General features: G+C 49.9%; 21 protein-coding genes and 1 pseudogene. 17 read left to right on the top strand and 5 right to left on the bottom strand.

Features of this window, described 5'->3' with window-relative positions; all coding sequences use genetic code 11:
• The first annotated feature begins 3 nt into the window (after positions 1 to 3).
• The 3 genes from AC3ZPD_RS04140 (at position 4) to AC3ZPD_RS04130 (ending at position 2,739) form a co-directional block, all read left to right on the top strand.
• Entirely contained in the window at positions 4 to 825 is an 822-nt protein-coding gene (locus tag AC3ZPD_RS04140; RefSeq protein WP_490983005.1) for an oxidoreductase, read from the top strand.
• Between the two features lie 171 nt (positions 826 to 996).
• Entirely contained in the window at positions 997 to 1,671 is a 675-nt protein-coding gene (locus tag AC3ZPD_RS04135) for a TetR/AcrR family transcriptional regulator (RefSeq protein WP_490983004.1), read from the top strand.
• A 132-nt stretch (positions 1,672 to 1,803) separates the two neighbouring features.
• The gene (locus AC3ZPD_RS04130; protein ID WP_490983003.1) at positions 1,804 to 2,739 is read left to right on the top strand and encodes an aldo/keto reductase; all 936 of its coding nucleotides are present in this window, start codon (positions 1,804 to 1,806) and stop codon (positions 2,737 to 2,739) included.
• A 125-nt stretch (positions 2,740 to 2,864) separates the two neighbouring features.
• Here the strand turns inward: AC3ZPD_RS04130 and AC3ZPD_RS04125 are convergent, their stop codons facing one another.
• Positions 2,865 to 4,358 (bottom strand): MDR family MFS transporter, encoded by a 1,494-nt coding sequence (locus AC3ZPD_RS04125; protein WP_490983002.1) that lies wholly within the window; start codon positions 4,356 to 4,358, stop codon positions 2,865 to 2,867.
• 308 nt (positions 4,359 to 4,666) lie between these two features.
• Between AC3ZPD_RS04125 and AC3ZPD_RS04120 the strand changes: the two genes are divergently transcribed.
• The 5 genes from AC3ZPD_RS04120 to AC3ZPD_RS04100 all read left to right on the top strand — a co-directional run bounded on the left by AC3ZPD_RS04120 (position 4,667) and on the right by AC3ZPD_RS04100 (position 9,502).
• Complete coding sequence (locus AC3ZPD_RS04120; RefSeq protein ID WP_490983001.1) at positions 4,667 to 5,269, top strand: TetR/AcrR family transcriptional regulator; 603 nt, start codon at positions 4,667 to 4,669, stop codon at positions 5,267 to 5,269.
• Positions 5,270 to 5,362: 93 nt separating this feature from the next.
• Entirely contained in the window at positions 5,363 to 5,950 is a 588-nt protein-coding gene (locus tag AC3ZPD_RS04115) for a TetR/AcrR family transcriptional regulator (protein ID WP_490983000.1), read from the top strand.
• 114 nt (positions 5,951 to 6,064) lie between these two features.
• Positions 6,065 to 6,838, top strand: coding sequence for an SDR family NAD(P)-dependent oxidoreductase (locus AC3ZPD_RS04110; protein WP_490982999.1), 774 nt, complete (start codon positions 6,065 to 6,067; stop codon positions 6,836 to 6,838).
• A 112-nt stretch (positions 6,839 to 6,950) separates the two neighbouring features.
• Positions 6,951 to 8,507 carry an ABC-F family ATP-binding cassette domain-containing protein gene (locus AC3ZPD_RS04105; protein ID WP_490982998.1) on the top strand — a complete coding sequence of 519 codons (1,557 nt, stop codon included), beginning with the start codon at positions 6,951 to 6,953 and terminating at the stop codon, positions 8,505 to 8,507.
• A 176-nt stretch (positions 8,508 to 8,683) separates the two neighbouring features.
• Positions 8,684 to 9,502: a hypothetical protein gene (locus AC3ZPD_RS04100; RefSeq protein ID WP_490982997.1), complete on the top strand. Its 819-nt coding sequence runs from the start codon at positions 8,684 to 8,686 to the stop codon at positions 9,500 to 9,502.
• A 116-nt stretch (positions 9,503 to 9,618) separates the two neighbouring features.
• On the opposite strand, the gene AC3ZPD_RS04095 is transcribed toward AC3ZPD_RS04100, so the two are convergent.
• On the bottom strand, positions 9,619 to 11,508 hold the full coding sequence (locus AC3ZPD_RS04095; RefSeq protein ID WP_490982996.1) for a methyl-accepting chemotaxis protein: 1,890 nt from the start codon (positions 11,506 to 11,508) through the stop codon (positions 9,619 to 9,621).
• Between the two features lie 350 nt (positions 11,509 to 11,858).
• On the bottom strand, positions 11,859 to 12,224 hold the full coding sequence (locus AC3ZPD_RS04090; protein WP_490982995.1) for a DoxX family protein: 366 nt from the start codon (positions 12,222 to 12,224) through the stop codon (positions 11,859 to 11,861).
• 116 nt (positions 12,225 to 12,340) lie between these two features.
• On the opposite strand from AC3ZPD_RS04090, the gene AC3ZPD_RS04085 reads away from it, so the two are divergent.
• The 4 genes from AC3ZPD_RS04085 (at position 12,341) to AC3ZPD_RS04070 (ending at position 16,677) form a co-directional block, all read left to right on the top strand.
• Positions 12,341 to 12,700, top strand: coding sequence for a winged helix-turn-helix transcriptional regulator (locus AC3ZPD_RS04085; protein ID WP_490982994.1), 360 nt, complete (start codon positions 12,341 to 12,343; stop codon positions 12,698 to 12,700).
• Positions 12,701 to 13,428: 728 nt separating this feature from the next.
• Positions 13,429 to 14,469, top strand: a complete 1,041-nt coding sequence (locus tag AC3ZPD_RS04080) for a nucleotidyltransferase family protein (RefSeq protein WP_490982993.1) — start codon at positions 13,429 to 13,431, stop codon at positions 14,467 to 14,469.
• Entirely contained in the window at positions 14,466 to 15,626 is a 1,161-nt protein-coding gene (locus AC3ZPD_RS04075; protein WP_490982992.1) for a glycosyltransferase family 4 protein, read from the top strand. The genes AC3ZPD_RS04080 and AC3ZPD_RS04075 overlap by 4 nt, the downstream gene beginning before the upstream one ends.
• Positions 15,601 to 16,677 (top strand): glycosyl transferase, encoded by a 1,077-nt coding sequence (locus AC3ZPD_RS04070; RefSeq protein WP_490982991.1) that lies wholly within the window; start codon positions 15,601 to 15,603, stop codon positions 16,675 to 16,677. The genes AC3ZPD_RS04075 and AC3ZPD_RS04070 overlap by 26 nt, the downstream gene beginning before the upstream one ends.
• A gap of 332 nt (positions 16,678 to 17,009) precedes the next feature.
• Here AC3ZPD_RS04070 and AC3ZPD_RS04065 read toward each other — a convergent pair whose 3' ends face one another.
• Positions 17,010 to 17,288 (bottom strand): hypothetical protein, encoded by a 279-nt coding sequence (locus AC3ZPD_RS04065; RefSeq protein ID WP_490982990.1) that lies wholly within the window; start codon positions 17,286 to 17,288, stop codon positions 17,010 to 17,012.
• Between the two features lie 223 nt (positions 17,289 to 17,511).
• Here AC3ZPD_RS04065 and AC3ZPD_RS04060 point away from each other — a divergent pair, with 223 nt between their 5' ends.
• The 3 genes and pseudogenes from AC3ZPD_RS04060 to AC3ZPD_RS04050 all read left to right on the top strand — a co-directional run bounded on the left by AC3ZPD_RS04060 (position 17,512) and on the right by AC3ZPD_RS04050 (position 19,146).
• A complete protein-coding gene (locus AC3ZPD_RS04060) occupies positions 17,512 to 18,081 on the top strand; it encodes a Uma2 family endonuclease (RefSeq protein ID WP_490982989.1) in 570 nt (189 codons plus the stop codon).
• Positions 18,082 to 18,340: 259 nt separating this feature from the next.
• Positions 18,341 to 18,544 (top strand): annotated as a pseudogene (locus tag AC3ZPD_RS04055) (RidA family protein); the annotation flags it as partial.
• Between the two features lie 65 nt (positions 18,545 to 18,609).
• The gene (locus AC3ZPD_RS04050; RefSeq protein ID WP_490982988.1) at positions 18,610 to 19,146 is read left to right on the top strand and encodes a GNAT family N-acetyltransferase; all 537 of its coding nucleotides are present in this window, start codon (positions 18,610 to 18,612) and stop codon (positions 19,144 to 19,146) included.
• 121 nt (positions 19,147 to 19,267) lie between these two features.
• Here the strand turns inward: AC3ZPD_RS04050 and AC3ZPD_RS04045 are convergent, their stop codons facing one another.
• Positions 19,268 to 20,158, bottom strand: a complete 891-nt coding sequence (locus tag AC3ZPD_RS04045) for a helix-turn-helix transcriptional regulator (RefSeq protein ID WP_490982987.1) — start codon at positions 20,156 to 20,158, stop codon at positions 19,268 to 19,270.
• A 117-nt stretch (positions 20,159 to 20,275) separates the two neighbouring features.
• Here AC3ZPD_RS04045 and AC3ZPD_RS04040 point away from each other — a divergent pair, with 117 nt between their 5' ends.
• Positions 20,276 to 20,884 (top strand): sugar O-acetyltransferase, encoded by a 609-nt coding sequence (locus AC3ZPD_RS04040; protein WP_490982986.1) that lies wholly within the window; start codon positions 20,276 to 20,278, stop codon positions 20,882 to 20,884.
• Positions 20,885 to 20,907: 23 nt separating this feature from the next.
• Positions 20,908 to 21,573 carry an HAD family hydrolase gene (locus AC3ZPD_RS04035; RefSeq protein WP_490982985.1) on the top strand — a complete coding sequence of 222 codons (666 nt, stop codon included), beginning with the start codon at positions 20,908 to 20,910 and terminating at the stop codon, positions 21,571 to 21,573.
• Positions 21,574 to 21,684: the final 111 nt, after the last annotated feature.

Raw genomic sequence — 21,684 nt, 5'->3', positions numbered from 1 at the left:
GGAATGGGGAAAAAAGTCGTATTAATTACCGGAGCATCATCGGGCATCGGAAAGGAAAGCGCCAAAAGGCTGTTGTCGGCAGGCCATATCGTTTATGCGGCCGCAAGAAGGGTGGAGGCTATGCGTGACCTTAAAGCATTGGGGGCCGAGCTCGTCCAGCTGGATATCTCCCAAGAAGAACAAATAGAGGCCTGTGTGAAGCAGATAATCCTCAAGCAGGGCAGAATAGATGTGTTGTTCAATAATGCCGGCTTCGGGCTTTACGGAAGCGTGGAGGAAGTGAGCATCGCGGACGCAAGAAATCAGTTCGAGGTGAATCTGTTTGGCTTGGGCCGTCTGACACAGCTTATCGTACCGCATATGAGAGCGCAGAAAAGCGGAAAAATCATCAACACCTCTTCGGTCGGCGGCAAAATTTATACGCCTTTGGGTGCCTGGTATCATGCCACCAAACACGCGCTTGAAGGATGGTCCGACTGCCTGCGGATCGAGCTGAAGCCGTTCGGCATCGACGTTGTTGTCATTGAACCGGGCATTATTGCCACTTCGTTCGGTGACGCAATGGGGGGATCTTTAGTCCGGAATTCGGGAAGCGGTCCTTACGGGAGCATGGCAAAATCGGTGGAAAAGGTCAGCAACGATTCTTACCAGTCCGGCGGCGGCTCTTCACCCGCTGTCGTGGCGGAGGCCGTTTATAAGGCGGTTGCGGCAGAACGCCCAAAAACCCGATATGCCGTCGGCAAAATGGCCAAACCTTTGATCATGCTGAGAAAAATATTAGGAGACCGGGGCTTTGACCGGGTGATCATGAGCCAGGTCAAATAAGGAATGGCCGGATGGGCCGTCCATTCTTTTTCATAAAAATGCCTGATTCGGCTCTTGTCCCGGTGCAACCGGAATCAAGGAATTGGCTTTTGGCTTGACATTTTGGCATCTATTCCTTACGATTGGCTCCAAGTTAACATAGACAGGTTAAGATTGAAGGGGCATGCGGAAATGAAAAGAGCCATGACGGAAAGCGCAAAAGCGGAGAAAGCGAAGCTGATTTTGGACACGGCTTATGAAATGTTCCAAAACAGCACGTTTGACGAGATTAAAATGAACGATGTAGCCAGAGCGGCGAATGTCTCTAACGGCACGTTATTTTACTATTACAGGACGAAAGAAATTTTGTTTATGGAAATGCTGTTCCGGGAGTATGGGCAGCGTTTCGGGCATTTTACGGAGCTGCTGCTTGCGTACGAGAAAATGAACCGCGAGGAATTTAAAGCCTTTTTCCTTGGCGAAATGGAACAGCTGCTTGACCCGGATTCGGTGTTGGTCCGTTTAAGTGCGATCAAAAACACGATTCTCGAAAAAAATATCGACGAGCAGACGGCACAAAAAGACAGCGTTATGCTGCATGGCTCGTTAATGAATATCGTCAGCCTGATTACGGAGCGTGCCGAATTTTTGACGGAAGCAGACTGCTTTGATCTGCTGCTCGCCCAAAATGCACTGCTTGTCGGATTCGCGAATATGGCCAGCTTGCCCGAAGTGATGCTGAAAGCGATCGAAGAGCATAAGCTTGACGTTTTCCGGATTGATTTCAAAGCCCGTTCGCTGGATGCGATGGAGCTGTATTTGGACGGTTTGTACGCAAAAAAGAATTCCTTAGCTGGAGGCGTTTAGATCCGTCCGGCTTTCATTGACGGCTTGCCTGCCGCAGTGCTAAAGTTTGGGGGATGGGGCTTTTTGGCTTTTCGACAAATCCTATCAGGAGCCGGCAGTGCTGTTGCAGCGGCCAAACGGGAGGTTAGCATATTGAAAAACAGAACATTCGGCAGTACGGGCAAGCAGGTTTCTGAAATCGGTTTCGGAGCCTGGCAGCTGGGCAACCGCCAAGATTGGGAAGCGATGGACGATGCGGATGCGGTCGCGCTGGTTCATGAGGCTTTGGATAAGGGCGTAAACTTTTTTGATACGGCCCCTAATTACGGCGGCGGCCGCAGCGAGCTGCTGCTGGGCGAAGCCCTGCAGGGCAGACGCGGACAAGCTGTGATCAATACTAAATTCGGGCATGGCCCCGACGGACGCACCGACTATTCGGCGGATAAAATCAGGGAATCGGTGGAACAAAGCTTAAAGCGGCTGAGGACCGACTATCTCGATTCCATCTTGCTTCACAATCCGCCGTTTGATTATCTGGACGGCAAATACGGCCACTTCGATATTCTAGAGGAGCTGAAGCAGGAAGGAAAGATTTTGGCCTATGGGGCTTCCGTGGATTCCAGCAGGGAAATGCTTGAGCTGATAGGCAACACGAAGATTGGCGCCATGGAGGTCATGTTTAACATTCTTTATCAGGAAACCGCCGAGGCGTTTAAGCTGGCCCGGGACCGCAATATCGCACTGATTATCAAAATACCGCTGGATTCCGGCTGGCTTTCCGGCAAATACAACGCGGACAGCACGTTCACCGGCGTCAGAAGCCGATGGTCTCCGGAAATCATCCGCAAACGGGCCAAGCTGGTTGAGCAGGTCAAGGAGATTACAGGCACGGCGCAAAATCTTTCCGTTGCCGCCTTGCGTTTTATTTTGGCTTATCCGGAGGTCGCCACGGTAATTCCCGGCGTGCGCAGCAGCGCTCAGCTGATGGAAAACGTGTCCGCCAGCGATGAGGCGATGCCGGCTGAACAGGTCAAACAGCTCCAGGCTCTTTGGGGACGGGAGATCAAACATGCCAATCTGGGCTGGTAACGAACGGTTAGATAAGTCCAACCTTGTATATACGCGAAATATATAACAAGCACAACAACAAGCGGCCTTCCAAAACGTCAAGTTTCGGAAGGCCGCCTTTTTAATTAAAACATCAAACAGCCCTTTTAGAAGTCCACGTGGACGGCTGCGACAGGTTCTTTTTTTCCTTCGTCCGGCTGCTTTTTCGGCTTGCGCAAAAGGAAGGTCATGACCCAGCCGACCACAGCCAGGCAGGCTGCCAAAAAGTAAGTTTCATTAAATCCGCCGGATGCGGCATGCAAAGCCTGCAAAGGCGTATGATCCTTGCCAAGCTCAGCCATACGGGCATTAATATGCGAAGTCAGGTAGCCTGTCAGGCCGGCAATGGCAAAGGAAACGACAACCTGCTGCGCTGCCGTGGTCAAAGGCGTTACGCGGCTGACCAATTTGGACGGAGCAGCGTTTAGAACGTGCGTATTGAGCGGCATCATCGTCATGCCCATGCCGCTGCCCATCAAGGCCAGGGATAAAAGGATGACGATCAGATGGGTATCGGCCGAGATATGCGCGAACAGGAACAAGGCGGTGGAGATGATGGCCAGACCGACAAATGCCAGCGGCCGGGCGCCCAATCGGTCAAACAGCCGTCCGCCAATCGGCATAAAGCAGGCGGAAGCCAAAGCCTGCGGAAGCAGGATAAGTCCGGTTTGCAGCGGCGTGTACCCTTTTATTTGCTGCAAATACAAAGGCATCAGAATCATTGAACCGAACAGGGCGACCTGGGCGATCCAGAGCAGCAGGATCCCCCGCGTAAAATCGGAAGATCGGAATACGCGCAGTTCCAGCAGCGGCTGCTTATGCCGAAGTTCTGCAATAATGAAGAGAACAAGCGCGACACCGCCTACGATAAGGCCGGTAAGAGCGGTGCTGGAAGTCCAGCTTGTTCCTCCTTCGCTGACCCCGTAGGTCAGCATCGCGAAGGCGATCGGAGCCAGGATCATGCCAATGACATCCAAATGCGGAGCCTGATGGCGTTCGAATTGAGGCAGGAAGCGGATTCCGATGAACATGGCAACGATGCCGATCGGCAGGTTGATCAGGAAAATCCAGTGCCAGCTGACGTATTCAACCAGCCAGCCCGACAATACCGGCCCCAGAGCCGGAGCCATCAGCATCGGAACGCCGAGCACGCCCATGATAGAGCCTCTTTTTTCAGGAGGAGCCAATCTGAAGACCATAGCCATCCCGATCGGAGACACCATGCCGCCGCCGATGCCCTGGAGGATGCGGAAAATGATCAGCTGGGTCGGCGTCTGAGCCAGCGCGCAAAGCGCGGAGCCGATCGTAAACAAGGCGATCGTAATCAGGAAGATCCGTTTGGATCCAAATTTGTCGGTCATCCATCCGGCCAGCGGAATGACTGCCGACAAAGCCAGCGTATAACCGGTGACCGTCCATTGGATCGTTTTTAAATCGGTATGGAAGAAATCAACCAGTTTCGGAATCGCTACATTCACGACCGTCGTATCCAAAATAACCATAATCATGCCGACAATAATCGCAAGAAGAGGTCCAATGATCGTTCTGATCGAGAACTCGTTGGAATCGACAGCTTTGTTCTCTTTAGCTGAGTTAGACAAGGTTTCTCACTCCGTTTTCTTTTTAAGTATTTATTTTATTATTTATTCGGGTGTATGTCGGCGTTAGGTCAGCGAAAGGAACTCACCTCCTGCTAGAATCTGTAAGATATAGAAAGGTTTAATCGCCGTTTTAAACATTGTTTAATACGTCGTTTAATACGATAGTCCTTACGGGGACGTTTGTCAACAAGGAATAGATTGGGCGGGAATCATGGCGGTTCAATTTCCGTGCAAGCAAGGCCTCCGACTTGACACGGTGCTGGAGGGAGTATTATGGTGAATGAAGAATTGCGATAGGGGAGTAACTCATGTTCAATGAAACCGGGAAAGATGTGACAACCAAAGATCATATTTTGAACACCGCATTGAAACTGATCAGAGCGGAAGGGTTTGACAACGTAACCCTGCGTAAAATCGCATCCTGCGCCGATGTCAATCTGGCGCTTATTAACTATTATTTCGGCTCCAAGGATAAGCTGATTAACGAAGCCTTGAAATTTATGCTTGCGGAGTTTCATGAACATTTTCTGATTTTAGATGATCTGTCCATCCCTCCAAAGCAAAGGCTCAATCTATTCATGAAACGTTATGCCACTTCCTTGGCGGAATTTCCGGAACTGCTGAAAGAGATTTTGGGCAAAGGGAATCTGTCCTTTGAATCCCATTATGAATACATCAGCTATATGAAAAAGCTTGGCATGAACAAAGTTTCGGTGGCGTTGTCCGAAATTACGGGGGTAACCGATCCGGAAATTTTAAGCGCCATGACGATGCATATTCACTCTGCTTCTTATTTTCCTATTTTAATGGCCCAGCGCATCAAAAATTTATCGTCCGCCCCCGCTCCACTATCCGTGGATCAGCAAATCGATATTTTATTTGACCATTATTTTGCCAAATATCCGGACTGATCCTAAGTTCATCTTTTGAGAATGCTTGGTAAGCAATCATTATTTACCGATCGTTCTCATTATGCTACACTTACATGGAAAGGGGGAGAGGAAATGGCCAGAACCAAGGAATTTGACGAAGATGCCGTCTTGCTAAAAGCGATGCAGCTGTTCTGGGAACAGGGTTATGAGAAAACGTCCATGCAGGATCTGGTCCAACATATGGGCGTCCATAAGCGAAGCATGTACGACACTTTCGGCGATAAACATACTTTATATTTGAAGGCACTGAAACGTTATCATGATAAAATCAGTCAGCAGATCGACCGTCGGCTGGAGCATGCGGGATCGGCAAAAGAAGCTATCCGGCTGTTGTTTGACCTGATTGTCCATCGTGAGGAAGAAACGCCTAAAGGCTGCCTTATGGTGAACACCGCTGTCGAGCTGGCAGCTCATGATGCCGATTCCAATGCTTTGGTGTTCCAGAACCGCGAAGCCGCAGAACGGCGTTTGCGCCAGCTGATCGAAGCTGGACAGCAGTCGGGAGAATTTTCCGATTCGCTTTCCGCGGAGGACCTCGCCTCCTATTTGAATAATGTAATGAACGGTTTGCGGGTGATGGTGAAGACGACAAACGATACGGAGAAGATGAATCGGATTATCGAAACGACGATGACGGTATTACAGCCCAAGGATTTTTAGCCGCGGTAACGGCGGTTAATTTTTTTGACTTTTTGAGAACGATTGGTCTCAAAAAAATATTAAACATATTTAAAAAAAATCGCAAAAAAAGTAAAAACAAGGGAGAGATTCAGCATGGGAAAATTGGACGGAAAAGTGGCTTTGATTACCGGCGGCAACAGCGGAATAGGTTTGGCTACAGCTAAAAGGTTTGCGGCCGAAGGGGCAAAAGTCGTGATTACGGGCCGTAATCCGGGCAGTCTGGAGACAGCCGCTAAAGAGCTTGGCAACGGCGGTTTGGCGATCCAGGCGGACGTTACGGACCCGGTCAGCCTTGAACAAGCGGCTGCCGCTGCGGTGGAGCGGTTTGGCAGTCTTGATATTGTAGTCGCCAATGCCGGAACGGCCGCGGTTACGCCTGTAGGCGGGACAGAGCTGTCCGTATTTGAACAGGTTTTACAAACGAATGTAGTAGGGACCTTCTCAACGGTTCAAGCGGCGCTGCCTCACCTGAAGGCCGGAGCTTCGGTCATTTTGATCGGGTCTAACATTTCCAAGCTGGGTGCAGCCACCCGGTCAGCTTATGCGGCAAGCAAGGGCGCGGTCGAAAGTATGGCCAAAGTTATGGTGTCCGAATTGTCGCCCCGCGGAATCCGCGTGAATACTTTGCACCCCGGAGCAACCCGTACGCCGATTTGGGGCCAATCTACGCCGGAAGACATGCAGCAGCTGGAAGCGAGACTTGCGCTCGGCATCCCGCTCAATCGGCTGGCTGACCCCGATGAAATTGCGAGCGCCGCTTTGTTCCTGGCCTCCGACGACGCCTCCTTCGTGCAGGGAGCCGAAATTGTTGTGGACGGCGGCGCAACCTCTTCGCCGTATGGAGCACCGATCTATCTGCGGAAATGAACGGATGCGGGAGCGTCCGCAAGAGTCTTTTTTTAAACCTGTATGGAGTTGTGACGCTTTAGCCTTTATAATATGACGAGTATACTGTATAAAGGAAAAGGTGTTAACATTCATGAGCATATTAAACGTAGAACGGCTGAGTCACGGTTTTGGAGACCGCGCGATCTTCAGCGACGTATCTTTTCGGCTGCTGAAGGGCGAGCATATCGGCCTGATCGGCGCCAACGGCGAAGGAAAGTCCACCTTCATGAACATTATCACAGGCAAGCTGCAGCCTGACGAAGGCAAGGTGGAATGGGCCAAACGCACCCGGGTCGGTTATCTGGATCAGCACGCGGTGCTGACGCAGGGGCAATCGATCCGCGACGTTTTGCGCGGAGCTTTTCAATATTTGTTTGATATGGAACAGGAAATGAACGACATGTACGGCAAAATGGGCGAGGTATCCGCCGAGGAACTGGAGCAGCTGCTTGAGGATGTCGGAACGATCCAGGATACGTTAACGAGCCAGGATTTTTACATGATCGACGCTAAAGTGGATGAAACCGCCCGCGGGCTGGGCCTGACGGATATCGGCCTGGACAAGGATGTCCATGACCTTAGCGGCGGTCAGCGGACGAAAGTGCTGCTCGCCAAGCTGCTGCTGGAGAAACCGGATATTTTGCTGCTTGACGAACCTACGAACTATCTCGACGAGCAGCATATTGAATGGCTGAAGCGGTATTTGCAGGAGTATGAAAATGCTTTTATCCTGATTTCGCACGACATTCCGTTCCTGAACAGCGTAATCAACCTTATCTACCATATGGAAAATCAGGCATTGACGCGTTATGTCGGCGATTATGATTATTTCCAGCAGGTGTACGAGGCGAAAAAGCAGCAGCTTGAATCGGCTTACAAACGCCAGCAGCAGGAAATTGCCGACCTGAAGGACTTCGTGGCGCGCAACAAGGCCAGTGTGGCTACTCGGAACATGGCGATGTCCCGGCAGAAAAAGCTGGACAAGATGGAGGTTATCGAGCTCGCGAAGGAGAAACCGAAACCCCAGTTCAACTTTAAGGAAGGACGCACTTCCGGCAAGGTGATTTTTGAAACCAAAGATCTCGTGATCGGATACGATTCGCCGCTGTCGAGGCCGCTGAACCTGCGCATGGAGCGGGGGCAGAAAATCGCGCTTGTCGGTGCAAACGGCATCGGGAAAACGACGCTGCTGCGCAGCATTCTTGGTCAGATCCCGGCCGTTTCCGGTTCCGCTCAACTTGGCGACCTGCTGGATATCGGGTATTTTGAGCAGGAAATGAAAGAAGCCAACTACAATACCTGTATTGAAGAGATCTGGAACGAGTTCCCGTCCTTTACCCAGTTCGAAGTGCGGGCGGCCCTTGCCAAATGCGGCCTGACTACGAAACACATCGAAAGCAAGGTAGCCGTGCTGAGCGGCGGAGAGAAAGCCAAGGTCCGGCTCTGCAAGCTGATCAACCGTGAAACGAATCTGCTTGTGCTTGACGAACCGACCAACCATCTCGACGTGGATGCAAAGGATGAACTGAAGCGGGCGCTTAAAGCCTATAAAGGCAGCATATTGCTGATCTCCCATGAACCTGAATTTTACCGCGATGTAGTGACGGAAACATGGAACTGCGAATCGTGGACTACAAAAGTGTTTTAAGAAATAACGGAATAAAAGAGCTGCAACCGGGCTGCCCCTCAAGGGCAGCTTTTTTTCGTTTTGCGGTTGTTCCGGCAGCACGATTCAAAAAAAGTTTAAATAGTTATGCGATGTACACCTGTCGGACACATCTTCCTTATATACTCGGAGTATAAAATCAATTGGAGGGAACCACGATGACAAACAACACCAAGAAAAAAGCCGCCATGATATTGAGTTTTGCCGTTATTTTAGCTGCCTTTTCCGGGCAGGCCTGGGCGGAGCAGGGGACTAAAAAAGCTGTTTCTGTTTCCGTTACGAAATCGGTAGGCAAAAATCCTTATGAGGTTGCCGGCATTACCGATCCGGCAGCATTTACGGCTTATTTTGCCAAATTGCAGAAAGCCGTCAAGGATAACAAACCGGAGCAAGTGGCGGATTTGATCACCTATCCGATGAACCTGAACAAAGACAATAAAAACTATGTGATCTATAGCAAAAAAGAGTTGATTCAGAAATACGACCGCATCTTCACTTCCCATGTACGCGAAAATCTGCTGGCCCAAAAAGTCGACAAGCTGTTTGTGAACTACCAAGGCGTTCGGGTAGGGGACGGAGATTTGTGGATCGGTGAACGAAACCATAAACTCGGGGTTATTGCGGTCAATGTTATTAATAATCCTTACGAAGCCGCAGGCATTCAAAACCCATTCGTATTTGAGCATAACCTCGCTTTGCTCCAGAAGTGGGTTAAGGAAGGCAAAAAATCCGAAGCAGCCCAATTGATGGTGTACCCGCTGAAAGTGAACAGCAACGGAAAAACCACGGAAATCAAAACCGCCAAAGACTTTATTGCCAAATACGATAAAATCATGACGGCTAAAGTGAAGAAGGCATTATTGGCCCAAAAAGTCGATAAAGTGGTTGTGAATTGGAAAGGGGTTAGTATTGGAAACGGGGCGTTGTGGATGGGACAGTTTGGCGAGCAGGTAGGTGTATTTGCCATAAACCAGTAATAGAGTAATAGAGTCATACAAAATCTTGTACGAAAAAACTTGTACGAAAAAATGAAACAACCCGCCAAAGCTATAAGTTGTAGCTGTTGGCGGGTTGTTGTCATTGATTCTCCGGATTAACCTCTGAATTCTTCCAAAATAGCATGCAGCTCGGCGCTGGTATCGGACAAATATTTGGCGGCGGCCAGCACTTTTTCCGAGGAACTCGATTGTTCCTTGGCCGTTGCTGCAATTTGCGTTACCCCGGTCACGGTTTCGGCCGTGTTGTCGGAAATAAAACGGACCGACTGTACGACGGATTCATTGGAGGCTGCGATTTGTTTGGCAGCATCGGTCATCTCCAGCACTTTTTCGTTGACCTGGCCTACAAAGCTGAACAGCTGCTGGAAAGATCCGTCGGCAAAGTTGACCGCCTCAAGGCCGTCGCTGACTCCGGCATGGGTGTCCTTCATCATCGCGGAAGCCTGCAGCGTTTCCGTCTGTACGCTTTGGATCAGCTTCGTAATCTGCTCGGCGGCTTCATAGGAATCGCTCGCCAGCTTTCGGACTTCGGAAGCGACAACGGCAAATCCTTTTCCGCTTTCGCCGGCTCTGGCCGATTCTATAGTTGCATTAAGCGCCAAAATTTTAGTCTGCGAAGAGATGGCCGTCATGTAATCGACGATTCGTCCGATTTCCCCGGAGCGCTGCTCCAGCCGTCCGATTACGCCGGAAAGATCCGCGATTTGCTGACGAATGGCTTCCATTTGTTCGACCAGCCGCTGCATGGCCCCGAAGCCGACGTTTGCGGCATCGGTTGCTTTTTCGGAAACCTCACCCGAATAAGAAACGGTCGAGGTTATCTGGACGATAGCCGCCCCAACCTCTTCAATGGCGTTCATGCTGTTTTCGACCATCAGCCGCTGCTGCTCGGCGTTGGCGGCGATGCGTTTAATGATGGTGACCGCTTCCCCGGAGGAAACGCTTGTTAACTCGGCAATGCCGTACAGCTGCTGGGAATAGGCTGTAAGTTCTCCCGAGCTGGAGCGCAAATTCATAATGATGTCCCTTAGATTTTCAGTCATATGGTTGAAGGAAGTGGCAAGCGCGCCGATTTCGTCGCGGCTGTTTACCGTAATCCGGGCTTCGCTGAGATCCTTCATGGCGATTTTTTCGGCTCTGTTCTTCAGCAGCGGAAGCGATTTGAACAGCCGTCCATACAGATAAACGGCGACAGCGCCGCCGACAACCAGCGCTGCAATCAAAGCGATAAGGCCAAACAGAAGGCTGTCATAAAAAACGGTTTCCAGTTCCTTCACCGGAGCGGATGTTTGCGCGAACCAGCCGGTAGAGCCGATCGGACTGATCGCACCAAAGCTTTTCACACCGGCGATGCTGGTAAAGGTAATGACCTTGCCGGATTGGGCTTGAATCAGCCGAATAAGGGCATCCGGAACGGATTTGCCCTGCTTCACAAAATCGATGTCCTGATGGGCGATCAGCTTCCCGCTTGGGGCAACGATGGCCGCGAGCCCGGTTTGCCCGATTTTGGTTTGGGCCACCTGGGTTTGCATATAGGACAAGTCGACCTCCTCACGGACGGCTCCTATGATTTTTCCGTTCCTGTCGTGAATGGGAAAAGTGAGGGGCACCGCCGGATACTGGGTAGCCTCGTTGACAAAGATGCTGCCAAACGCCGGTTTGTCCGAAACGCCGGAGCCGCCCTCTTGAATTTCGATTTTCTTAATATCCTGGTTCTCCTTTATGTATGATTGCTGCAAAAAGGCTTGATCCGAGTCGTCGGCAGCTCCGCCGTATTGATCGGCAAACAGCTGCCCTGATTTAAGCACGCCGTTCATCCAGTTGTCGGCTCCCTGGGCCAGCTGGTCCGTTTGCTCACGCAAATTGAGCACCGTGTTATCGTAAACCTCCTGATGCATTTTATATACCAAAACACCAAAGCTGCAAACGCTGGTGAGAACGAGCAGCGCGAGTAGAATGCTAAGTGACTTTAATTTTAAATTCAAGTGAAATCCCTTCTTTGTTTTAAGTTTTGAAGTTGGTCTAGAATTAGGGGCACAGCTCTGCCGGACCTGTCCGAAGCCTTTCATTCCCTCCATTTCCCCGGCAAATGCGTATAAATTATCCTACTAGAGTAAACGTAAGTTTTTTGAATCCGGTTTGATCGAAAAGCCACTAAATTAATAGTGTCACACTCTTGACACGATAATGGGGTTTTTTGGTTGTTTTTTGGGCTGTAGTGGATGCAGCAAGAAGGCGAGGTTTAACGAACAAAGAGGACACCGGATTCACCGGATGTCCTCTTTAGCTGCTGAAGCGAACTTGGTCGTCAGCGGCAAGTGTTTGATTTTGTTTTTCAGAAAGGATGCCTCATAGAGCTGATATTTAACAAAATTAAGACCACGGGAAGAAGGGTAAGAACCAAAGCCGGTACGGCTTTGCTGAAGGGTTCTTTAACCCGTATATGGAAGAGGACAGCGGCAAGCATCGTTATGCCGAGCCAAACGCCGCTCCAGCCCGCGATGCCCGGCATCCAGAAACCGACGATCAGACCTGCTGCGCCAATGTATTGCACAATTGCCGTTACTATTCGGAACCACTGAGGCAGCCCTAGCTGTTTAAAAGCCTCTATTTGAGCTTTAACACCGGCGAACATGCTGCCCCCGGTCAAAAGAAATATTAAGGCCAGTAATCCTTGTAAAATGATAGAAAGTGTAGACATCTTATCCCCCTCATAGTAATTTTGTAAGTGATAACCTCGAAAGGATCCTTGCCGATTTGAAAAAAACTAGCATGCCTGGTCAACATCCGGGCATACAGACAGGAGGTGCGGAGCCGATGGAGCATGACATGGATTCCTGCCGGATAGAACAGGCCCTCGAAGTAGTCGTTGGTCGTTGGAAGATTTCGATTTTATTTTTGCTGTTTCATGGAACCAAACGATTCAGCGAGCTGCAGAAGGGCATTCCGCAAATTACGAAGAAAGTGCTCACCACCCAACTAAGGGAATTGGAGGAACATGACATTATTCAACGCGTGGTCTACCCGGCGGTCCCTCCCAAAGTGGAATATTCGATTACCGAATACGGCAAATCATTGGCCCCCGTATTAGAAGTGGTTAACGAATGGGGGAGTCAACATGTTGAATACATGAAATCCAAAGAACCAACCAAAGAGAAGGCCGTTCCAGGATCATAGACGGAATCGGAATAAAATCAAAGGCTGTCTCATCTGAGCGTTGCCAGGCTGCTTCCGTTGGAGGAGGCAGTTTTTTTGTTGGATGTCAGATATCGCACGATGCGCGGCAACCCTCCTGCACCGGTTCTTTTTGCCTCCTTCCTGCAACCGCCTGTGTTCCTGGCCTGAGCCTCCTTTCCGGACAGATGATCACGGGCAGAAAGAACCTTTTCCTTCAAATTCAAGTCCTCAGCTCCTATCTTAAGACTCAGCTCTTCGGGCTCAGACACTTGTATATTGGTGACCTCAAACGTAATTATGGAGTTGAACCGCGGTTTTGAGAAGTAGTTACCTTTTTCTTTCCTGGTTACTTTGGAGTAACCTACATTACCGGGGCAGCCAGTGGTGTAGGGTTTGGAATTCTGCAAGCGTGCTGGCGGCTAGGAGGAGAGTGGACATCCTCCATTCAAGAGTAAATCAAAGAAAAATAGAGAAAAGAAAAGGGAATAGAAGAATACAAGAAAATAGAAAGGATCAAAAACTAATATTTCCCGTTATCGCGACTTGATCGAAAAAAGCAAGTTTCCATAAAATTGTATATTATCAGCACTCTATTAAGTGGAGTGCTAATCATAAGGAGCCGGAGGAGGAATCATCATGGCGTATTAGCACCCGCTGCTTCCGTTTGAATGAAATAGGGCTGTGTGACCTAAACATTTCTATTTTTTCGGACAGGAGGAGATCTTGAAATGAATGTATTGTTGCTGGCAGGAGGATTGGGAACCCGGCTTAGACCTTTGACGGAACATATGCCGAAGCCGATGGCTTTGGTGATGAATCGCCCTTGGCTGGAGCATCTTATTCTTCATTTGAAGGAACAAGGCGTTGACCGATTCGTTATCGCCCTGAAGCACCATCCCGAAAAAATCAAAACCTACTTTGGCGACGGGCGCAAGTGGGGCGTATCGATCCAATATGCGGTCGAACGCGAGCTGCTCGGCACGGCTGGAGCGATCAAAAATGCCGAACCTTTACTGGATGACCAGTTTGTGGTGATTAACGCTGATGTTGTTCACGATACGGAGCTGAAGCCGCTGCTGGAGGCGCACAAGCGCCATGGCGGCAAGGTAACCATCGCGCTTAAAGAGGTAGAGGATCCTACGCAGTTCGGCGTGGTTGAGCTTAACGAGACTGGCCGAATCTTGCGTTTTGTGGAGAAACCCCGTCTGGAGGAAGCTCCTTCAAGACTTATTAATGCCGGCATTTATGTGATGGACAAAAGTGTGCTGGCAGCCATTCCGGCCCATCGGGAGGTCTCCATTGAACGTGAAACTTTCCCTGCCCTGATCGAAGGAGACGCGGGCGTATACGGCCACCAGATCGAAGGTTACTGGGCGGATATGGGAACGAAGGATCGCTACCGAAAAATCCATTGGGATCTGCTGAGAGGCGTCAGCCGGCTTCCGGTTCCTGGACAGGATGACGGAGAAGGCATCCGTATCGGCAAAGGGTGCAAAATCGGCCCCGGCGTGCTGCTTGTCCCGCCCGTACTGATCGGCGATCACGTCCGGATAGGCGCACGATCCGTTATTGGACCCAATGTCGTGCTTGGCGATCAATGCGAGATCGGGCCGAACGTCCGTCTGTCGGACAGCATTTTATGGAACAAATGCCGGGTGCATGAAGGCGCTCATTTAAGCAATTGCATCTTCGGTTACGGCCTGGAGCTGGGCTCCAGACATATTTTGCATGAAGCGGTGATGAATCGGACAGGAGTGATGCAGGCATGACTTCCATCGCTTATATCAGTACCTATGTGCCTAAGAAATGCGGACTTGCCACCTTTACTTTCCATCTGCGGCAAGCTGTTAACTCCGCCAAAGATTGGCGGGCCAAAGATCCGGTAATTGTGCTGCACGATGGCCCGGTGGATGGACCCGGAGACCCGCTGCTGTGGGTACTGCGCCGCGATTCCGAACACGATTATGAGAAGATGGCGCATAAGATCAATGCTTCGGACGTAGAAGTGGTCTCCTTGCAGCATGAATTCGGCATCTTTGGAGGGGAGGCGGGCAGCTATATTTTGAACCTGATCCGCCACCTGAACAAACCGCTTGTTACCACGTTCCATACCGTGTTTGAGCATCCGCGCGAGCCATACGCCTCCATTCAGCGGGAAATCGCCGAACGAAGCGCCCGGATTGTAGTAATGAACCGCAAGGCCATTGGCTATTTGCACCAGGCTTTTGGCATTCCTGAAGACAAAATCGTCTTCATTCCGCACGGTACGCCGGAACATGGGCTTGAGAGCAGACCGTCCTTCCGGAGAAAGTTAGGCTGGGCAGACCGCAAAGTGCTGATGACGTTTGGTCTGCTGGGCCGGGGTAAAGGGATTGAGCTGATTCTGAAAACCCTGCCGGAAATCGCCAAGCAGGTGCCTAACGTGCTTTATGCGATCGTCGGGCAGACTCATCCGGAGGTTAAGAAACGGGAGGGCGAGCAGTACCGCGAAGAGCTGAAGGCGATGATCAAGCAGAGCGGCATCGAGCAGAACGTGGTCATGATCGACCAGTACATGGAGGAGCAGGACCTGGTGCGCCATATTACGGCCTGCGACGTATACGTGACGCCGTATCCGGGCCTTGAGCAGATTACCAGCGGTACATTGGCTTATGCCGTCGGCCTTGGAAGACCGGTGCTGTCGACGCCTTATTGCTATGCCCAGGATCTGCTGGCGAGCGACCCGGAACTGCTGATTCCGGCGGATGACGAGAAGCAGTGGGAGGAGCGGATTGTGCAGCTGCTGACCAACGAGGTGCTGATGCAGGAGGTTGTCCGGAAAATGAAGCGGCTGGGCCAGGAAATGCAATGGCCAAACGTCGGTCAGCAATATCTTCGTTTATTCGAAGAGGTGAGCAAACATGGAGCAGCCGAACATTCGGTTTGATCATTTGATCAAAATGACGGACGATACCGGCATTTTGGAGCATGGTCTTGGCTCCTTACCCCGCAGAAAAGAAGGCTACAGCACAGACGATCAGGCCCGGGCCCTCTGGGTATGCCTGGAATGGCTGGGCCGCTGCGGGGAACAGACCGATAAACAGCTTTTATCGCTCGCTGAGAAATATCTGGCCTTTCTCCTATGGGCACAGGAGGAGGATGGGCGGTTCTATAACAATTTTGCTTATGACCGCAGCCGGGAACCCGAGCAGCCTTCGGACGACTGCCTCGGCCGCTGTCTGTGGGCCTGCGCGCTGGCCATGACCCGGCGTCCTTCTGCTTCGATTGGCCTTGCGGCTGAAAGTATTTTCTTTAAGGCGCTGGGGCAGGCCTGGAACCAACGTTATCCGCGCGGCTGGGCTTATTCGCTTGCCGCTATTGGCCTGCTCAAACGTGCTGGCTTGGCAGATGAGAAGATGATTGGACTGGCTGGCACGCTCTCCGGCCGTTTGACCGCTCTGTACCGTAACCATTCCACCCCGGACTGGTCCTGGTTTGAGCAGGAGCTGACTTACAGCAACGGCGTGCTGCCATGGGGTCTGCTCTGGGCTTATGAAATGCTGGAGCAGCCTGAACTGCTGGACATAGCCAGAAGCAGCCTTGATTTTCTGATCGGTATTTCGCGGAATGAAGCCGGGCAAATCAGGCCGGTCGGCAGCAACGGCTGGTGCCGGCCCGGCTTCCGGGCCGTATGGGACCAGCAGCCAATCGACGTCATGAAGCTGGCGCTTGCGGCGGCCAAAGCGTACGAGCTGACCGGGGAGCAGGCCTATGAAGAGACGGTCCGCAAGTGCCGGGCCTGGTTCTACGGCGATAACGACCTGGGCGCAGCCATGGTCAACGAACAGGACGACAGCTGCTACGACGGCCTTCAGGAGCATGGCCCGAACGTGAACTGCGGGGCGGAAGCAGTCATTTCTTATTTGTTAACGGAAGCGATCTGCGAGAAGCTGGCGGAGCCAGTGCAGGAGCCGCTGCAGATGGAAAAAGATAGCTAGAGGTATCCCTGCTTGGGGTCAAAACGGTCAGAATCCATTTTAGTGGATTCAGAAAAAACACCTAGGCAGCAAACTGAACTGCACCGCAATTGTGGGAGATCATCTACCAATCGGGTGCAGTTTTTTTGTCCAAATTTAAATTAGAATTCAGAAGCGATCAATCTTACATCCATGCCACGGACAATATGCTGAATTCAAGTACCGGGCACATGGAGCGTGTCACTATTGTATCGGTGAAAATGAATCGAAATATCTTGTACCAGGTAAATTTTGAACACAACATGAAGTTTGGTAAAACTACGGTTTTTAAACCAGTAGAGAAGCTTCAAATTCTATAATGGAATAGATAAACATATTTGGGATGGAATAAAATTGAGATGCAGAGGCAGTTCTCCTTGAAACCGAAGATGGGTTTGCAGCTCTAGAGAATTCTGAATGTTTGAAACAAGTACAAAATTCATAGCCTTAGGGTTATCGCAAACTTCGTGAGAAGTTAATTGCAACAAACGTTTTGCTGGATAAAGGGGGTAGAAATCAAGTCCAAGCCCCGTTGCAATCTCCGTAATTTCATCGATAGCATATCCCAGTTGTTTAATAACCGTAGATGGCATATTGTACTCCTCCAGTCGTAGTTGAGGGTAACAACTCAACGCTGAGAAATCGTAGCGATATGTGTTATAATTTAGGGACACGCAACCAGATTTTCACAAGTATATCGAAGGAGTTTGCGGCATTGGATGATAATCCGAGCGCGTTAAGAAGGGTCATTCATAGACTTAATTCTGATCCAGACATATATCCTATGATCGAATAATCCGAAGGAGGTAGATCCAAATGTCGAATCCGGATGAGAAGAAGCATCACACGTATCAAGATTGGTTGACATGGGATGGAACATGGGAATTAATTAATGGCAAGGCATATAACATGTCCCCGGCTCCAACAGCCCTTCACCAGTTTGTTGTAGGTGAACTGCATTTCGCGCTTCGAACGTTTTTGCAGAACCTGAACTGCTATGTGTTTGTTGCACCGTTTGACGTGTTCTTCAGCGAGAGCGATCAATACGATACGCCTGATCATGTGACACAGCCGGATTTGTCGGTGGTGTGCTCCAAGAGTCAAATCTCCAAAAACGGCTGTCACGGCGCGCCGACAATGATTATCGAAGTGTTGTCGCCATCAACGGCACTGAAAGACTTTAATGAGAAGTTCAATCTGTATCAGAAAAATGGTGTCCAAGAATATTGGATCGTCGACCCCGGCAATCGCACGGTTCATGTGTATGCTCTGCAGGATGGCGTGTATCAGGTGCGCGACTTATACACGGAGCAGGATAACGTGCGGTCGATTGTGTTCAAAGATTTTCAAATATCGCTGGGCAAGCTGTTTAACTTAGAAGCCTAATACGATAAAGCCGATTCCCAGGGAATCGGTTTTTTTCTGTTGCCAATATTAAGCACCTTTGCCATACGAAGCCCATCCCCTCGTTCACGATTTTGGTCTCCATCTGCGGCTAGAAATGCATTTCGACCCGCAGCATTGTCATGCTATCTGGCTGCTAATCCTCTAGCGTATCGGAAAATCCCTGGATAGATTAGCCGTTCCATTTTATAGTAGAATTAGATAAGTTTAATTCAGCGATTCGTACATAAGGAGATTACTAATGGAAAACAACAAATCGATCCGCTTCGCAAGACCCGAAACCATGCCGCCGACTTTCGGCTACTCCCATATTGTAGAAGTCAAAAATGCGAGAATGTTATATATCTCCGGCCAAATTGCGCTGGACAAAGAGGGACAGCTCGTCGGAGAAGGTGATCTTGCCGCCCAGACGCGGCAGGTGTTTGAGAACATACGGCTCGCGGTAGCGATGGGGTAGCGAGGGAGGCCGCCTAATCTATTATTCATGCGAGGGAGGATGGAGAACAGTCTATGCAAATCACTATCGGCCTTACAGCTGCAGACACTAAATTTATAATCAACAATTTATACCCGCTTTACCTGCACGATTTAGCCGAGATCTGGGACAGAAAACCCAATCGATATGGCGTTTTTGAAGAAGATGAAACCCTCACTTTGAGCGAGCAGAATAAAGCTTTTGATATTTGGTGGTCCAAACCGTCCATCCTGTTTCCCTACCTTATAAAGGTTGACGGGATTCCGGCAGGATTTGCTTTTGTGGCTTCGCCTCCGCATGCCCCGCATGGCAGTGATTTTTATATGAACGAGTTTTTTATTTTGCGGTCATTCCGGGGGACGGATACAGCGAAAAATGCGTCCATTCAAGTTTTTAACAGTCACCGCGGCACATGGGAACTGCAAACCAATCCGCAGGAAACAAACCTGAGAGCACAAACCTTTTGGCGGAAAACGATTCAGAATTATACGGATGGAAATTTTAAAGAGGAAATTGCCGAAACCGAAGAGGACGGCAAGATGCTTATTTTTAGATTTAAAAATTGTCAATAAACAATTGCGGAACGGAGAGGCCTTTTACTGGACTCTCCGTTTTTTTACTTTATTTATTCTTTAACTGATCCGGGAAACTGGTTTCCTAGCTCAGGGCAGGGCCGTTACCAAGCTGTTTTCATCAAAGGGACACCGGCACCGCGTTTTGTTTGCGGTATTCCTGAGGCGTTAACCCCGTTTCCTTGCGAAAAACATAGGCAAAATAGCTGGGGCTTTGAAAACCGCAGGTCATGGCGATCTCGCAGATGGTTCGAGTGCTCTCCACCAGCATCTCACGGCTTTTGGCGATCCGGTACCTCATTAAATAGGTGTTCGGAGTTTGCCCGATGTATTTATTGAACAATTCGCAGCATTTGCTTCGGCACACGGCCCCGGAGGCTGCCACATCCTCCAGCGTGATTTTTGTGTCGTAATGCTGCTGGATGAACCCCGTCATTTTCCACAGTGTTGTCCGAAACCGTTCTTCTGCGCGATCCGACGGGTTCTGCTGAACATGGTCCCCCAATTGGGCGCATAGGGACACGGCCTGCGACAGCAAACGTAACGGATTGCGCGTCTCGCTGTGCATCTCCTCATAGATTTGACGGACCAACAGCAAAACCTCCCGCTGCCAATCTACTTGCGCACTAAGCCTTATATAATCGTCGGTATCCAGCCCGAATTTCTGATCCAAATATCCTTTGACAGCCTGCGAATTTTCGGACAGCAGCAGAGGATGAATGACGACAGCAATGAAGGTACAGTTGTTTTTCTCGGTTGAAAAGCCGTAATGCAGCCGTTTGCTGTTAACGAAAAGCCCCTGATTCGCTTCGATACGTACCGTTGTTCCGTTCACGAAAAAATCCATAGCCCCGTCAAGCACTAAAATAAACTCCAGATCGGGGTGCCAGTGGCAAGCGGCGGCGTATCCGTACCGAATCAACTGGTCTTTGTGAACGTAAAGAGGAAATCCGGACAGATTATAATGCAGCCTTTCTGACTGGTCAGAAAAGACCTCCAAGGGTGCGGACACGTTTAACCCTCCTTTAACTTAAATACGATTTTGATAGGGATACAAACGATTTTAGTAGATGCTTCAAGCAGAGTGAAATACAATTTTGATCATAGCATAAGTAGGAGGAATGCCGGTATGAACAATAAAGAAAGAAAAGAGAACGGGCTGGTCTACCGTTATGATGATCCTGAAATTATGGGAGAACAGCTTAGTTATATGGAGAAACTTTACGATTATAATAGAACCAGACCTTCGGAACAGCAGAAGCGGCAGCAGCTGCTGAAAGAGATGTTTGCCGAAATCGGCGAGGGCTGCCATATCGAACCTCCGCTGCATGCCAACTGGGGTTGCCATAATGTCCATTTTGGAAGCGGCATATATTGCAATTTTAATGTAACCTTTGTAGATGACGCGGATATTTACGTGGGGGATGATTGCATGATTGCGCCGAATGTCGTGATTGCTACTTCGGGCCATCCCATACTGCCGATCTTGAGGGAACACAATTACGTCTATAATTTTCCTGTCCATATCGGTAACAATGTCTGGATCGGCTCCGGCGTTCAAATTCTTCCGGGAGTCACAATAGGCGACCATTCGGTCATCGGGGCGGGAAGCGTCGTGACGAATGATATTCCTTCCAACGTGGTCGCGGTAGGCACGCCCTGCCGGGTGGTTCGTGAAATCGGGGAGAAGGACAGACAATATTTTTTCAAAAACAAAAAACTGGATGTATGGGAGTAAGCCGCAAGGAAGGAGGGCTTGGGATGCAAGGCGTTATTTTTGACTTTAACGGTACGTTGTTTTGGGATTCGGCCCAGCATGAGCTTGCCTGGATAACCTTTGCGCAAGAGATTCTGGGCAGAGGAATTTCCAACAAGGAATTTCAGGAATACGTACATGGCCGCAGTAATGCGTTTATTTTTGAATACCTGTTTGGCCAGCCATTGCCGCAAGACAAGCTGTTCGAGTTAGCCGAGCGCAAAGAGGAGCTTTACCGGCGGCTGTGTGTGGAGCAGCTTTCCTTTGAATTGGCTCCCGGCGCCGTGGAGTTGCTGGATCATTTAAAGAAGAAAAACATTCCTCGGGCAATCGCAACGGCATCCGGAAAAACAAACGTGGACTTTTACATGCAGAAGTTCGGCTTGGAGCAATGGTTTGCCCCTGAGCAAATCATCTATAACGACGGCTCCATTCCCGGAAAACCGGCCCCGGATATTTATATCAAAGCAGCCCGGGCCATCCGGACAGATCCTCGGGACTGCATCGTTGTTGAAGACGCGGTTTCCGGAATCAGATCGGCAAAGGCAGCGGGCATCGGCAAAATTATCGCCGTTGTTCATACAAACGACCGGGAATATTTTGAGGAAATGAATGAAGTGGATGAGGTAATTAGGGATTATTATGAGTTTTTTTGTGAAAATAAGGATTAGTCTGATCCATAAAAAGAAACGGCGGCAGACCAAGACTAGAAAATAAGTCCTAAACTGCCGCTGTTGTCATTCAATTTCGCGAACCCATTTTACGTTCCTATCTTAACTTAT

The sequence above is a fragment of the Paenibacillus mobilis genome (genome assembly GCF_058267595.1).
Note: the sequence above shows the minus strand (reverse complement) of the source record. Positions and strands in the feature narration are given on the sequence as shown.

Bases quoted from the DNA above. Each gene is read 5' to 3' on its own strand.
- AC3ZPD_RS04140 (WP_490983005.1), top strand. From the start codon at position 4: ATGGGGAAAAAAGTCGTATTAATTACCGGAGCATCATCGGGCATCGGA.
- AC3ZPD_RS04135 (WP_490983004.1), top strand. From the start codon at position 997: ATGAAAAGAGCCATGACGGAAAGCGCAAAAGCGGAGAAAGCGAAGCTG.
- AC3ZPD_RS04120 (WP_490983001.1), top strand. From the start codon at position 4,667: ATGTTCAATGAAACCGGGAAAGATGTGACAACCAAAGATCATATTTTG.
- AC3ZPD_RS04115 (WP_490983000.1), top strand. From the start codon at position 5,363: ATGGCCAGAACCAAGGAATTTGACGAAGATGCCGTCTTGCTAAAAGCG.
- AC3ZPD_RS04110 (WP_490982999.1), top strand. From the start codon at position 6,065: ATGGGAAAATTGGACGGAAAAGTGGCTTTGATTACCGGCGGCAACAGC.
- AC3ZPD_RS04105 (WP_490982998.1), top strand. From the start codon at position 6,951: ATGAGCATATTAAACGTAGAACGGCTGAGTCACGGTTTTGGAGACCGC.
- AC3ZPD_RS04100 (WP_490982997.1), top strand. From the start codon at position 8,684: ATGACAAACAACACCAAGAAAAAAGCCGCCATGATATTGAGTTTTGCC.
- AC3ZPD_RS04090 (WP_490982995.1), bottom strand. From the start codon at position 12,224: ATGTCTACACTTTCTATCATTTTACAAGGATTACTGGCCTTAATATTT.
- AC3ZPD_RS04085 (WP_490982994.1), top strand. From the start codon at position 12,341: ATGGAGCATGACATGGATTCCTGCCGGATAGAACAGGCCCTCGAAGTA.
- AC3ZPD_RS04080 (WP_490982993.1), top strand. From the start codon at position 13,429: ATGAATGTATTGTTGCTGGCAGGAGGATTGGGAACCCGGCTTAGACCT.
- AC3ZPD_RS04075 (WP_490982992.1), top strand. From the start codon at position 14,466: ATGACTTCCATCGCTTATATCAGTACCTATGTGCCTAAGAAATGCGGA.
- AC3ZPD_RS04070 (WP_490982991.1), top strand. From the start codon at position 15,601: ATGGAGCAGCCGAACATTCGGTTTGATCATTTGATCAAAATGACGGAC.
- AC3ZPD_RS04065 (WP_490982990.1), bottom strand. From the start codon at position 17,288: ATGCCATCTACGGTTATTAAACAACTGGGATATGCTATCGATGAAATT.
- AC3ZPD_RS04060 (WP_490982989.1), top strand. From the start codon at position 17,512: ATGTCGAATCCGGATGAGAAGAAGCATCACACGTATCAAGATTGGTTG.
- AC3ZPD_RS04050 (WP_490982988.1), top strand. From the start codon at position 18,610: ATGCAAATCACTATCGGCCTTACAGCTGCAGACACTAAATTTATAATC.
- AC3ZPD_RS04040 (WP_490982986.1), top strand. From the start codon at position 20,276: ATGAACAATAAAGAAAGAAAAGAGAACGGGCTGGTCTACCGTTATGAT.
- AC3ZPD_RS04035 (WP_490982985.1), top strand. From the start codon at position 20,908: ATGCAAGGCGTTATTTTTGACTTTAACGGTACGTTGTTTTGGGATTCG.